Annotated in this window: 11 protein-coding genes; 6 read left to right on the top strand and 5 right to left on the bottom strand. The window is 30.5% G+C overall.

The features are described from left to right. Window positions 1–249 precede the first annotated feature (249 nt). The 5 genes from ACFQ5N_RS13515 to truB all read left to right on the top strand — a co-directional run bounded on the left by ACFQ5N_RS13515 (window position 250) and on the right by truB (window position 5454). Complete coding sequence (locus ACFQ5N_RS13515) at window positions 250–2625, top strand: TonB-dependent receptor (RefSeq protein WP_386810239.1); 2376 nt, start codon at window positions 250–252, stop codon at window positions 2623–2625. A gap of 211 nt (window positions 2626–2836) precedes the next feature. After that, entirely contained in the window at window positions 2837–3715 is an 879-nt protein-coding gene (locus ACFQ5N_RS13510; RefSeq protein WP_386810237.1) for a cell division protein FtsX, read from the top strand. A gap of 4 nt (window positions 3716–3719) precedes the next feature. Continuing rightward, window positions 3720–3965 (top strand): DUF3098 domain-containing protein, encoded by a 246-nt coding sequence (locus tag ACFQ5N_RS13505; protein WP_386810236.1) that lies wholly within the window; start codon window positions 3720–3722, stop codon window positions 3963–3965. A gap of 2 nt (window positions 3966–3967) precedes the next feature. Then, window positions 3968–4759 (top strand): undecaprenyl-diphosphate phosphatase, encoded by a 792-nt coding sequence (locus ACFQ5N_RS13500; RefSeq protein ID WP_386810235.1) that lies wholly within the window; start codon window positions 3968–3970, stop codon window positions 4757–4759. A 5-nt stretch (window positions 4760–4764) separates the two neighbouring features. Continuing rightward, the gene (gene truB, locus ACFQ5N_RS13495; RefSeq protein ID WP_386810234.1) at window positions 4765–5454 is read left to right on the top strand and encodes a tRNA pseudouridine(55) synthase TruB; all 690 of its coding nucleotides are present in this window, start codon (window positions 4765–4767) and stop codon (window positions 5452–5454) included. Between the two features lies 1 nt (window position 5455). Here truB and ACFQ5N_RS13490 read toward each other — a convergent pair whose 3' ends face one another. Together ACFQ5N_RS13490 and ACFQ5N_RS13485 are read right to left on the bottom strand one after the other, a co-directional pair. After that, window positions 5456–5941 (bottom strand): ABC transporter ATPase, encoded by a 486-nt coding sequence (locus tag ACFQ5N_RS13490; RefSeq protein WP_386810233.1) that lies wholly within the window; start codon window positions 5939–5941, stop codon window positions 5456–5458. Between the two features lie 48 nt (window positions 5942–5989). Further along, the gene (locus ACFQ5N_RS13485) at window positions 5990–6589 is read right to left on the bottom strand and encodes a thioredoxin family protein (RefSeq protein WP_386810232.1); all 600 of its coding nucleotides are present in this window, start codon (window positions 6587–6589) and stop codon (window positions 5990–5992) included. Between the two features lie 255 nt (window positions 6590–6844). Between ACFQ5N_RS13485 and meaB the strand changes: the two genes are divergently transcribed. Then, window positions 6845–7849 (top strand): methylmalonyl Co-A mutase-associated GTPase MeaB, encoded by a 1005-nt coding sequence (gene meaB / locus ACFQ5N_RS13480; protein ID WP_386810231.1) that lies wholly within the window; start codon window positions 6845–6847, stop codon window positions 7847–7849. Between the two features lie 6 nt (window positions 7850–7855). On the opposite strand, the gene ACFQ5N_RS13475 is transcribed toward meaB, so the two are convergent. The 3 genes from ACFQ5N_RS13475 to scpA form a co-directional block, all read right to left on the bottom strand. After that, complete coding sequence (locus tag ACFQ5N_RS13475) at window positions 7856–8665, bottom strand: Cof-type HAD-IIB family hydrolase (RefSeq protein WP_386810229.1); 810 nt, start codon at window positions 8663–8665, stop codon at window positions 7856–7858. 52 nt (window positions 8666–8717) lie between these two features. Beyond that, window positions 8718–11153 (bottom strand): mechanosensitive ion channel family protein, encoded by a 2436-nt coding sequence (locus tag ACFQ5N_RS13470; RefSeq protein WP_386810227.1) that lies wholly within the window; start codon window positions 11151–11153, stop codon window positions 8718–8720. A gap of 111 nt (window positions 11154–11264) precedes the next feature. Further along, window positions 11265–13397, bottom strand: a complete 2133-nt coding sequence (scpA, locus tag ACFQ5N_RS13465; protein WP_386810226.1) for a methylmalonyl-CoA mutase — start codon at window positions 13395–13397, stop codon at window positions 11265–11267.

The raw sequence follows: 13397 nt of genomic DNA, 5'->3' as shown, positions 1-13397 counted from the left end.
AAAATGATCATGATCCTTTTAAATCACATAAACATACTTCTTTAGAGTATTTAATGTTAAGTGCATTTGATGTATTTACATTAAGTTTTGTGCTGTTTGCTTTTGTTGTTTTTATTAAAGTATATAAGATAATTTATATACTAAAATCAATAATAAAACAGTTCTATTTTTATTACAAACAAAATAAATCTCCCCCAATTTTAAATAGTTATTAGCAGAGAAAATCAAATTAACTATTTAAAAAAAATAATGAAGAAAATTATAATTATCCTAATAAGCGCAGTGCTTATTAGTCATTCTATTAGTGCACAAGATAGTAGTAAAAGTGCAAGTGTTTCAGGAAAAATAACAAGTAAAGGAAGTGGAATACCATATGTTTCTATCTTTTTAAAAGGTACAACCATAGGAGCTTCAACAGATGATAATGCTGAATTTAATCTTACAAATTTAGCGCCTGGTTTTTATACCGTTCAGGTACAGTATGTAGGTTTTAAGCCTTTTGAAGAGCATATTGAGTTACAAGACAATGAAAACAAAAAAATGAACATTGAGTTGGAGCCTGATGTTCTAGGTTTAGAAGAAGTAATTGTTACAGGAAATAGATATAGAACAACGCGTAAAAAAGCTCCAAGTATTGTAAATGTAATTAGTAGTGAAATTTTTCAAGCTACCCAATCGGTAACCTTAAGTGAAGGGCTAAATTTTATTTCAGGGTTAAGAATGGAAAACGACTGTCAAAATTGTGGTTTTAGTCAAGTTAGAATGAACGGATTGGAAGGTCCATATTCACAAATATTAATTAACAGTAGACCAATTTTTAGTGGTTTAGCAGGTGTGTACGGATTGGAATTGATCCCTTCAAATATGATTGAAAAAGTTGAAGTTATTCGTGGAGGTGGTTCAGCTTTATACGGTGGAAACGCAGTTGCAGGTACCGTTAACATTCTATTAAAAGATCCAATTCAAAATTCATTTGAATTGGGTGTAAATAATTCTTTTATTGGTGTTGGAGTTGATGGTTCAGATTCTCCAGCAACTGATTATTCATTAAATTTTAATGCAACAGTTGTTGGTAGTGAGCAACAAAGTGGTGTTTCTTTTTATGGTTTTAATAGAAATAGAAAGCCATTTGATGCAAATGGAGATTCTTTTTCTGAAATAGCGTTGCTTAAAAATATTACTTTAGGTTCTAGATTGTTTCATAAATTAGGAACAAGAGCAAAAGTTTCATTAGACTTTTTTCATATAAATGAAGAAAGAAGAGGAGGAAATAAATTTGATTTACCAAACCATGAAGCAGATATTTCTGAAGCAGTTGAGCATGATTTAACAACAGCAGCCTTAACATTTGAACAATATTATAGAGAAAATGATTTGTTGTCAGTTTTTGTAGCTGCTCAAAAAATTAATCGTGATTCGTATTATGGAGCCGAACAATCGTTAAGCGATTATGGAAACACAAAAGACTTTACGTTAAATACTGGTGTACAATACAATGCTAAATTCAAAACTTCTGATTTAGTTGTTGGAATTGAAGATACGTATTCAACTTTAAAAGATAAAAAGTTAGGTTATTTAGATATTGATAACGCTGTAATTGTTGACAATGAGATTGTTTCAATTCCGCATACTAACACTACCATAATTTCTAATCAAAAAATGAATACTTTTGGGTTGTTTTCTCAGTACGATTTGAGAATCAACAAATTAAAGTTGTCTTTGGGTGCGAGGTTAGATAGTTATTCAATTGAAAATGAAGAAAGTGATGCCGAGAAAAAAACAGGAAATGTGTTTAGCCCAAGAGTAAATGTTTTATATGATATTTTGCCAGATTTTCAAGCGAGGCTAAGTTATTCAGCAGGTTATAGAGCACCTCAAATTTTTGATGAAGATTTACATATAGAATCATCTGGTTCAAGAAAAGTAATTCATGTAAATGACCCTAATTTACAGCAAGAAACAAGTGATAGTTTTATGGCTTCTTTTGATTATAGCAGGTCATACGGCGCTTCTAGCTTTGGTATTTTAGTTGAAGGGTTTCATACAAAATTAAACAACCCGTTTACCAATGAGTATTCTGCACCTGATGAGAATGGTACTGTAACTTATACACGTGTAAATGCTGAAGATGGAGCTTTTGTGCAAGGAATAAATTTAGAGTTAAATTATGTGCCTATGGCAAGTTTAAAATTAAAAGCAGGTTTTACTGTACAAGAAAGTAAGTATGAAGAGGCTCAAGAATTTGACGAAAAAAGCTTTTTTAGAACTCCAGATTCATATGGTTTTTTCACAATTGATTGGGAAGCATCAGATAGTTGGTGTTTTATAGCAACTGGTAATTATACAGGAAAAATGTTAGTGCCATATTTTGGAACAACCATTGATAACCCTGAAGAAGGTGAGCTTAGAGAATCAGATACTTTCTTTGATGTAGGTTTAAAAATTACTAAAACAATAAAAATTGCTAAAAATAATTTAGAACTATCTGGAGGAATTAAAAATATATTTAATTCATATCAAGATGATTTTGATTCAGGTATTGATAGAGATCCGGCATATGTGTACGGGCCTATGACACCAAGAACTGTATATTTTGGTTTAAAATTTGGAAATATCTTAAATTAATAAAATTGTAAATAAAATTTAATAGCCAATATTTTATTTAAACTAAAACCGGACACTTATGGTGTTCGGTTTTTTTAATAAATCTATAGTTATTTTGGAAATTAATACTTAATAAGTACACTTAAAATGAATTTGAATAAATTCATAATTAAACAATTAAACCATTCGGCAACAATTTGTATATTGCAAGTACTTAAAATAAATTTTACTTTTGAATAAATCATTTGAAACATATCAAAAAAGAAGATTGCGATCTTCCTACTTCTCAGTTGTAATTAGTATTGCTTTAGTGTTGTTTTTGGTAGGTTTATTAGGTCTTATTGTATTGAAAACTAATAGTATAGCAAAGCATTTCAAAGAGCAAGTAGCAATGACTATTTTTTTGAAAGACAACGCTAAAAATTCAGATGTTAAAATTTTACAAGCCGAATTAAAGAAAGCAGATTATACAAAAAACATCACTTATATTTCAAAAGATGAAGCTGCTAAAAAGTATAGTGAAGATATTGGCGAGAATTTTTTAGAATTTCTTGGAGAAAACCCTTTAAAAAATGCCATTGATATTTCATTAAAATCTGAATTTGTTACGCCAGAAAAAATGGCTGAAATAGAAAAGAATTTAGTAATTAGAAGTATTGTTGCTGAAGTAATTTACGACAAACCTTTGATAGAATTATTGTCAAAAAACATAAATAAACTAAGTTTTTGGATATTGCTATTCAGTGCTTTATTTACCGTAATAGCGGTTGTGTTAATAAATAGCTCAATTCGTCTTTCCGTTTATTCCAAAAGGTTTACCATTAAAACCATGCAAATGGTAGGCGCCACAAAACGCTTTATTAGAGTTCCTTTTATTTGGAGAAGTGTACAGTTAGGTGTTATTGGAGCTTTAGTTGCCATTGTTGGGTTGGTTATTTTTATTGTGTACGTAAATAAAATGATTCCTGAAATTGAATTATTAACAGATTTTAAAATCTTAGGAGTGTTATTTGCTGGTATTATTGCAATAGGTATCTTAATAACTTGGTTAAGTACGTTTTTTGCAACCCAACGTTTTTTAAATTTAAGAACAGACGAACTATATTATTAAAAATATGAATAAGAAAAAACAAGAAAATAAGGGTGTATTTCTTTTTGCAAAAAAGAATTATATAATTATGCTTATTGGAATTGCTGTTATTGCCTTAGGATTTATACTAATGGCAGGTGGTGGAAGTGAAGATCCAGCTGTTTTTAATGAAGAAATTTATAACTTTAGACGAATAAGGTTAGCACCTACTTTGGTTATAATTGGATTGGCAATTGAAATTTACGCCATTATGGCGAAACCAAATAAATAAGCATGAATTTAATAGAAGCAATAATTTTAGGAATTATTCAGGGTTTAACTGAGTTTTTACCGGTGTCATCAAGTGGCCATTTAGAATTAGCAAAAGTTATTTTAGGAGACAATTCTTTACCTGAAGATAGTTTAACTTTTACAGTAGTGTTGCACTTTGCTACAGCTTTAAGTACAATGGTTATTTTTAGAAAAGAAATTGCCGAAATATTTAAAGGATTGTTTCAATTTAAATGGAATGATGAGTTAAAGTTTTCTTTAAAAATTATTGCATCAATGATACCAGCAGTTTTTATTGGTTTATTTTTTGAAGAAGAGTTAGAATCCTTTTTTGGAGGGCAAATAGTGTTGGTTGGTTTTATGCTTATTATAACGGCATTATTGTTGCTTTTTGCTGATAGAGCAAAAAACACAGATAAAAAAGTTACTTTTTTTAGTGCAATAATAATTGGAGTTTCACAAGCATTAGCGATGATGCCAGGAATATCTCGTTCAGGAGCTACCATTTCAACTTCGGTATTACTTGGAATAGATAGAACAAGAGCTGCTCGTTTTTCATTTTTAATGGTGGTTCCATTAATTTTTGGAAAAATAGGAAAAGATTTAATGGGAGGTTCAATTTCATTTCAAGGTGATCAAATTTTAACTTTTGGAGCAGGGTTTATAGCGGCATTTGTTGCAGGGTTATTTGCTTGTAAATGGATGATTTCTTTGGTGAAAAAAAGTAAACTTTGGTACTTCTCGTTATATTGCTTTATTGTTGGTGTTATTGCCATTAGTGTATCTTTAATCTAAAATTAATGAATCTTAAAGATTACCAAGAAGGTCAAGTATTGCTTATTGATAAGCCTTTAGAATGGACTTCATTTCAAATAGTAAATAAAATTCGTTGGCACATTCGTCAACAGTTTGGTATAAAAAAAATTAAAGTAGGTCATGCAGGTACTTTAGATCCTTTGGCAAGTGGTTTATTAATTTTATGTACCGGAAAATTCACTAAAAAAATTGAAGAATATCAAGGGCAAATAAAAGAGTATACAGGTGAAATTACATTAGGAGCTACAACACCTAGCTACGATTTAGAAACTGAAGTAAACGAAACTTTCCCTACAGAACATATTACAAATGAGTTGATTTATGAAACAACAAAGCAATTTGTTGGTGAAATAGATCAAAAACCACCAATTTTTTCAGCTATTAAAAAAGATGGAAAACGGTTGTATGAACTAGCAAGATCTGGTGAAACTACAGAAATTAAGACCAGAAAAATTTCAATTTCTACTTTTGAAATAACAAAAATTAATTTACCTAAAGTAGAGTTTAGAGTTGTTTGTAGTAAAGGAACTTATATTCGTTCTTTAGCGTTTGATTTTGGGAATGCGCTTAATTCAGGAGGCCATTTAACAGCGCTTAGAAGAACAAAAATTGGAGAATTTAATGTGGAAAACGCAAAAGATCCGTTATTATTTATTGAAGAAAATTTAAGTTAATTTATTTTAAATAGCGACTTAGCCAACTATCAGTAATATTTATTTCCCAATCATTTTCCAATGCATCTTTACTAGTAATCATATTGTCAAAAACGGTAGTTTTTTTTGATACACCACCAGTTTTTATCATTTTTTTAAACTCAATTAAATCTTTGTATTGCACAAATTCACCCTGTTTGTAGCATACATTTATTTTATCTAATAAAACAATATTGTATTTTACTTCTAAACTTAAAATAAAAGCTACTAACGCATCATGTGATTTTAATGAAAGATTGATGTCTGAATTATCAACGGCAATAAGAATAAATCGGTTGTATTTAATTTCGTAAGCACAATCGAAAGCTTCTTCTTTAGCGCTCCAATTGGTTAAAAATTCTTCTATGCTATTTTTTAAACCCTCAATTTCTTGAGGATAAAATTTTCTGCTAGATGGATATACCCAAAGTTTACTCCATTCAGGGATTTTGTCAAAATCTACAATCATTATAAAAGTTTAAAAGGCAAAGGTATAGTAAAATTAGCCTATTTCAACTTAGGAAGCTTGCAATACAGCTAAAATATCATTTTGGGTATTTATTCCTTTGTCTTTATTGTACCAAATTTGAAGGTTTTTCTTAAACTCAGCATCTAAAGATCCGTGAGCATTTTTATAATCTAACACCATTTGAGTAGCAGTTGAAGGTCTTGGGCCCCAAGAATCGATTACATTTGTGTTTTGGTCAACAATAATTAACTTAGGAATAGCTTTTCCTCCATTGGTTAAATATTGATTCATTAACTCGTCATTTTCATCTCTACACACAATTTTTAAATCAATTTTAGAGGTTGCTTCGGCAATTTTATTTAAAACAGGTAGCACTTGTGCAGCATCTCCACACCAACCTTCAGCAATAACTAAAAAGGTGAATTTTTTAGTTAATTTGTTAAGTGCTTCTTGTGTTTCTGCAGTAAGTTTCATGGTTTTATCCAAACGATCCATACGCTTATCATTAAGCTTGCTGTAATTTGTAAGCTCTTCAGATTGGTTTTTACCTGTTGATTTTTCTTCAACTAATAACCCTTTAATTAAAGTTCTGTATGTTGAGTACGAAACTGCTTTTTTTATACTATTTGAAATTATATTACTTTCCATAAACTATTTGTTATTTTCAATCTTTTGACGATGATTAACTGTAATTCTTACACTTCATTATCATTTAAATATTGTACTGCAAAAATAGAACTTGATTTTGAATACAAAAGGTTACTATTGTTACAAATTACGAGGTTGGAATTTTACTAAATAAAACATTAAAATTCATGATGCTTTTTTCTAATATGTTTATCTTTGTTTTTCATAAAAAGTATATAAAACCAATTCAAAAATTGGTTACTACATTTAGAGTTCATGAAAAATTACAAGCCAAAAGGAAGATTAGCCGCATCAGCTTATATTGATGGGATTTTAAAAGGTGATAGAATGTTATTGTCTAGAGCAATAACTATTATTGAAAGTAATTTAGAAAGCGATAAAGTGCTTGCTAAGGAAATTATTCAAGAAATTTTACCGTATTCAGGAAACTCAATTCGTATTGGAATTACAGGTGTTCCGGGTGTAGGAAAAAGTACTTTTATTGAATCTTTTGGAAAATATTTAATTACAAAAGGAAAGCGGGTTGCTATTTTATCAATTGACCCTAGTAGTCAGCGATCTAAAGGAAGTATTTTAGGTGATAAAACTAGAATGGAGGAATTGGCAAATATGCAAGAAGCTTATATTCGTCCATCAGCATCAGGTGATACTTTGGGTGGTGTAGCTAATAAAACAGGTGAAACAATGCTACTTTGCGAGGCGAATGGTTACGATGTTATTTTAATTGAAACCGTTGGAGTAGGGCAGTCTGAAACGGCTGTACACGGTATGACAGATTTCTTTTTATTGTTAATGCTTTCAGGCGCAGGTGATGAGTTGCAGGGAATTAAAAAAGGAATTATGGAAATGGCTGATATGGTAGTGATAAATAAAGCTGATGGAGATAATATTCGTATGAGTGAAATGGCAAGGATACAATATCAAAATGCCTTACATATTTTTCCTTTGGCTGAGTCTGGTTGGAGTCCTGTGGTTAGTACCGCATCTGCAATTAAGAATATTGGAATGGATACCGTTTGGGATGAAGTTTGTAACTTCAAAGAGCTAGTTGATGAAAATGGCTATTTTGAAAAAAATAGAAATCATCAACAAATAGATTGGATGTATAATAATATTAATGAAAATTTAAAAAATTTATTTTACGGTTCAGCAAATATTAAAGCGCATCTTGCCGGTTTAGAGGAAGATATTATTTCAGCAAAAATTTCACCTGTAAAAGCAGCTCAATTAATGATTGATGAATTTAAAAAATCTATTTAATTAAACTTATTTTCTTGAATTTATAAGTTGCTTTAGAATGAACTCAACACCTTGTTCATCATTTGTTTTTGTTTGAAAATTTGCAATTGTTTTAACATTTGTATGTGCGTTTTCCATAGCATAGCTAAATGTTGCTAGTTCTAACATTTTCAAATCATTGTTATAATCACCAAAAGCCATAGTTTCATCTTTTGAAATATTTAATTGTTTTTGAAGAATATTTATAGCGTGTCCTTTATTAGCATTTAAGTGAGAAATATCTAACCATTGCTTACCTGAAACAATCACTTGAAGTTCATTTTCAAAATGTTTAACAACCGGGTAAATAAAAGTTTCAGAACAATTATAGTGAAAAGCAGCTATTTTAAAAAAAGTATCATTGGTAACTTTTGTTAGATCATCAACTATTGTAAATTCAGAATAATAGTTTTGAAACATTGCAATAAAAGCTTCATCTTTTGTTTCAATATAAGCACATTTTTTACCACATAAAACAATGTAAACTTGGTCTAATTTTCTTAAGGTATAAATGCTTTTTGAAATATATTCTGAAGGAATACAAGATGTAAATAGCTCTTTATTTCCGTGTTTTGCAAAAGCTCCGTTTTCTGCTACTATGGTAATTTCATTTTGTATACTTGTATCAAACCTGTCAATAATACTAAAATACTGTCTTCCACTTGCAGCAATAAATTGAATGTTGAGTTTTTTTAAATCCTGATAAATTTTGGGGAATTGTTTACTAATCTCACTTTTAGAGTTTAGTAAAGTTCCATCCATATCAGTTACAACCAATTTTACTTTTGAAAAATCCATAGTTATTTTTTGAAACGTAAAAATAGGTATTCAAATGTTTATAAAACTTAATTTATTTTATAATTTTTCTAGTTGGTATTGGTGCATCAATACCTTCTTCTTTTAATTTTTTAAATAGTTTTAGAGCAATGTCGTTATCAGCAGACAAAGTATCAGAAAATGTGGTCCAATACATTAAAGCAAAATCTAAATTTCCATCAACATTATAGCCGTAAAAATAGGTTTTAGGAGCTGGATCTTTAAAGGTGAATTCATTTTCATTTGCTATAGTATTAAATAATTCTATGACTTTTTCAGGATCAGCATTTGGTGATGTTTTCATTAAAATTCTACTTCTTCTATCTCGGTTTGTAAGTGTCCAGTTAACAACTTTTTTTGAAATTAAATCACCATTTGGAATAATTGCTTCGGCACCTGTGTAGGTTTTAATATTACTTGAACGTACACCAATATTTGTAATTACTCCTTTTTCTTGATCAATTTCAATTACATCACCTAAATTTACTGGTCTTTCAAAAGCTAAAATTAAACCGGCAACAAAATTTAAAACTACATTTTGTAATCCAAAACCAATACCAACACCAAGCGTTCCCACTATAAAGCCTACCTTACTTAAATCTATGCCTGCTGCAGAGAGCGCAATGTAAAAACCAATACTTATTACAATAATTCTTAATAAAAGCGAAATAGCTGGAGCAATTCCACGAGGTAAAGTATTAATTACCCAGTCATCTTGAAAAATGGAAGCGGCTAATTTTGCCAATAATAAAGTGATTATAAAAATGGTTGAAAATGCTAAAACTCCACCTAAAGAAATGGTCATTTCACCTACTTTCCAATCAATTAATAAAATTTCATTTACCCAAGCTAATAGATCTTCATAAATGTTAAATCCAATTAACGAAAAGTAAATCCAATATAAAAAACCAGCCCAATACAATGTTGGTTGTAACCGTTGATTGGTTACATTTACCATTGTTGAAAGTGTTTGAATATTTGAAGATGTTTTTTTAAGCTTAAATAATATAACTGTGAGTCCTGTTATAACTTTTACAATTAAATAAACAACAACACTAAATAAGGCTGAAATAAATATTCCTTGGTATAGGAAATTTGATAAACCAACCATACCAATACAATTTATTACAATTGAAAATACTAATAATAAAATGTAAATTGGAGAAATAAAAAGGAACAGTTTATTAAACCGTTGAAAAGCTGATGGATTTTGTTTTATCACTTTTCGCCCTTTTATAAGCGCATAAATTAATAAAACGGTTACAGCAATGTCAATAAGTCTAGCGGTTAATTCACTTATTGAGATGTAGAGTTCTGATAAGTTTTCAAGATAGATAACTAGGAACAGAACTAACGTGGTTCTAAATTTTTGAGTTGTTAATTTTGGTAATAAAATAATGGTGCTTATTAGCACTAATAAAATATGAATTTCTCTAAAAAAAGAAGTTAAACCACCATAAAAATATGCTGAAATTAGCAAGCCAACAACAAGTGATGCAGACAGCGGATGTTTCAATATAGTTTTGGCTTCTCTTTCAATAGGGTTTGTTAATTCTTCTTCTGTTTTCCATGATTTATTCACTTTAAACATTATTAATACTAAAAGTAAAATCAATGTAATTTGTGAAGTTAAAGCTCCTATTCTTGAAGATAAATAAACTTTTAATTGCTGAATATCTTTATTTAATTCTGTTAAAAACCCTTTTTTAGAATTTTCAGCTGCCAATTCTAAATTAGCATTATCACTTTCGGTTATTTTATTTAATTTCCATATTGGAGGTGCGTCAACCGTAAAATAATCTCGTTTTATATTTTTTTCTACTTGGTCTATTTCAGCGTTTAATCCGTCTATAATTAAAAGTAAATTTGTTATTTTATTTTGAACAAGGTATACATCATCAAGCCGTTGCAACGCTAGGTTTGTAATATCTTGGAGGTTTTTAATAACTTTATCTAGGCTTTCTGAAACATCTTTTGAGCTGTTTGAGCTTTGCAATGTAGTTTTTGTTAAAGACCATTTATTAAATTCATCAACAAGTTCTTCGTTAATTTCTGAAATATTTTCAGACCTATCTTTTAATGTATTTTGGTATCCTTTTAAGGTAGTGTGGTGTTTTTTCCATAGTACTTTTACAGATCTAAGTTCTCTAGAATTTATGCTGTCAAAAAGTTGAACTATAGAATCTTTACTTTTTAATATTTCTATTTCAGCTAAAACGGTAAGCGAATCTACTGTTTTAACATCTGTACTTGGCTTTAAAATAGTACGCAAACTAAAAATTCGTTGTCCTAGTTTTTCTGCTTCATTAGAGATTTGATCTAAGGATATAACTTCACTTTCTTCAACTTTAGTTGATTCAGTATCTTTTTTTACCTCATTTTGAGCAGTTATACTGAAACTAAAACATAGGAAAATGCAAAAAAAATAAAAAAACGATTGTTTGAAATTTGTACGGGTTTTAAAGTTCATTTGGTGCAGTTTTTGAGAATAGAAAGTTACTATTTTTTTTAAAATAAATTTGCATAAAAAAAAGCCCAAACAATTGATTGTTTGGGCTTTTTAATAGTTAAAACTTAAAGCTTATTCTTGCTCTAAATATTTCTCCATAATTGTAATTGCTGATTCTGAAATAACAGTACCAGGACCAAATACAGCAGCTACTTTTCTTTCGAATAAGTAATCGTAGTCTTGCGCTGGAATAACTCCACCTGCAAATACCATAATATCAGGTCTTCCTAAACTTGCTAATTCTTCAATTAATTGAGGAATTAATGTTTTATGACCAGCAGCTAAACTAGATGCACCAATAAAGTGAACATCATTTTCAATAGCTTGTTTTGCAACTTCTTCAGGAGTTTGGAATAAAGATCCCATATCCACGTCAAAACCTAAATCAGCGAAACTAGATGCAACCACTTTTGCACCTCTATCGTGACCATCTTGACCCATTTTTGCAATCATAACTCTTGGTCTTCTACCTTCAATTTCTGCAAATTTATCAGCTAATTGCTGTGCTTTTGCAAACGTACTATCGTTATCTACTTCTTTACCGTACACGCCACTTATTAATTTAGTATCCGCTTTATGTCTTCCAAAATGAACTTCTAAAGCATCAGAAATTTCACCTAAAGTAGCAAAATTTTCAGCAGCTTCAACAGCAAGTTCTAATAAGTTACCTTCAGCACCTCCAGCACAGTCTTCTAATGCTTTTAGTTTTGCAGCAACTACTTCTGAATTACGTTCAGCTTTTAATTTATTTAAACGCTCAATTTGAGAGTCTCTTACAACTGTATTGTCAACCTCTAAAATTTCAATGTCAGATTCTTCTTCAGTTTGGAATTTATTTACCCCAACTAAAATATCTTGACCAGAATCTAAACGTGCTTGTTTACGAGCAGAAGCCTCTTCAATACGCATTTTTGGAACTCCAGTTTCAATAGCTTTTGCCATACCACCAAGTTCTTCAACTTCTTCAATTAATTTCCAAGCTTTTTTAGCAATCTCTTGTGTTAAGTATTCTACATAGTAAGAACCAGCCCAAGGATCAACCGCTTTGGTCATTTGAGTTTCATCTTGAATAAAGATTTGCGTGTTACGTGCAATACGTGCAGAGAAATCTGTAGGTAAAGCAATAGCTTCATCCAATGCATTTGTATGCAGTGATTGCGTTCCACCTAATCCAGCAGCCATTGCTTCAATACAAGTACGAGCTACGTTGTTAAAAGGATCTTGCTCACTTAAACTCCATCCTGAAGTTTGACTATGCGTACGCAATGCCATTGACTTTGGATTTTTTGGGTTGAAAGACTTAATGATTTTTGCCCAAAGCATACGTGCAGCACGCATTTTTGCAATTTCCATAAAGTGATTCATACCAACTGCCCAGAAAAATGATAAACGAGGAGCAAACTCATCAATTTTTAAACCAGATTTTAATCCAGTTCTAATGTACTCCATACCATCTGCTAATGTATAAGCCAATTCAATATCTGCAGTTGCACCAGCTTCTTGCATATGGTAACCAGAGATAGAAATTGAGTTGAACTTAGGCATATTTTGAGTTGTATAATCAAAAATATCTCCAATAATTTTCATTGAAGGTGCAGGTGGGTAAATGTAAGTGTTACGCACCATAAATTCCTTTAAAATATCATTCTGAATTGTTCCAGAAAGTTTATCTAAAGAAACACCTTGTTTTCTTGCAGCAGCAATATAAAAGGCCATAATTGGCAGTACAGCACCATTCATTGTCATAGAAACAGACATTTTATCTAATGGAATTTGATCGAACAAAATTTCCATATCTAAAATAGAATCTATGGCAACACCGGCTTTACCAACATCACCAGTTACACGTGGGTGATCTGAATCGTATCCACGGTGTGTTGCTAAATCAAAAGCAACTGAAAGTCCTTTTTGACCAGCAGCTAAATTTCTTCTGTAAAAAGCATTTGACTCTTCGGCAGTTGAGAAACCTGCGTATTGACGTACTGTCCAAGGGCGCATAGCATACATAGCACTATAAGGTCCTCTTAAAAATGGAGGTACACCAGCAGCGTAGCCTAAATGCTCAGCTTCTGAAATGTCTTCTTTTGTAAATTGTTTTTTTACAGGGATTCCTTCAGGAGTATTCCAAACGTCTTGATTCTCTGAAGTTGCAGCTGTTTGCTTAACAGCTGAATTTAATTTTATATCTGAAAAATCTGGTTTCAT

Origin of the sequence: Lutibacter holmesii (assembly GCF_042679665.1) — a bacterium.
In the GTDB taxonomy this organism is placed as follows: domain Bacteria; phylum Bacteroidota; class Bacteroidia; order Flavobacteriales; family Flavobacteriaceae; genus Lutibacter; species Lutibacter holmesii.
This window is presented reverse-complemented; position numbering and strand designations above follow the sequence as displayed.

Bases quoted from the DNA above. Each gene is read 5' to 3' on its own strand.
- ACFQ5N_RS13515 (WP_386810239.1), top strand. From the start codon at position 250: ATGAAGAAAATTATAATTATCCTAATAAGCGCAGTGCTTATTAGTCAT.
- ACFQ5N_RS13505 (WP_386810236.1), top strand. From the start codon at position 3,720: ATGAATAAGAAAAAACAAGAAAATAAGGGTGTATTTCTTTTTGCAAAA.
- ACFQ5N_RS13500 (WP_386810235.1), top strand. From the start codon at position 3,968: ATGAATTTAATAGAAGCAATAATTTTAGGAATTATTCAGGGTTTAACT.
- truB (WP_386810234.1), top strand. From the start codon at position 4,765: ATGAATCTTAAAGATTACCAAGAAGGTCAAGTATTGCTTATTGATAAG.
- ACFQ5N_RS13490 (WP_386810233.1), bottom strand. From the start codon at position 5,941: ATGATTGTAGATTTTGACAAAATCCCTGAATGGAGTAAACTTTGGGTA.
- ACFQ5N_RS13485 (WP_386810232.1), bottom strand. From the start codon at position 6,589: ATGGAAAGTAATATAATTTCAAATAGTATAAAAAAAGCAGTTTCGTAC.
- meaB (WP_386810231.1), top strand. From the start codon at position 6,845: ATGAAAAATTACAAGCCAAAAGGAAGATTAGCCGCATCAGCTTATATT.
- ACFQ5N_RS13475 (WP_386810229.1), bottom strand. From the start codon at position 8,665: ATGGATTTTTCAAAAGTAAAATTGGTTGTAACTGATATGGATGGAACT.
- ACFQ5N_RS13470 (WP_386810227.1), bottom strand. From the start codon at position 11,153: ATGAACTTTAAAACCCGTACAAATTTCAAACAATCGTTTTTTTATTTT.
- scpA (WP_386810226.1), bottom strand. From the start codon at position 13,397: ATGAAACCAGATTTTTCAGATATAAAATTAAATTCAGCTGTTAAGCAA.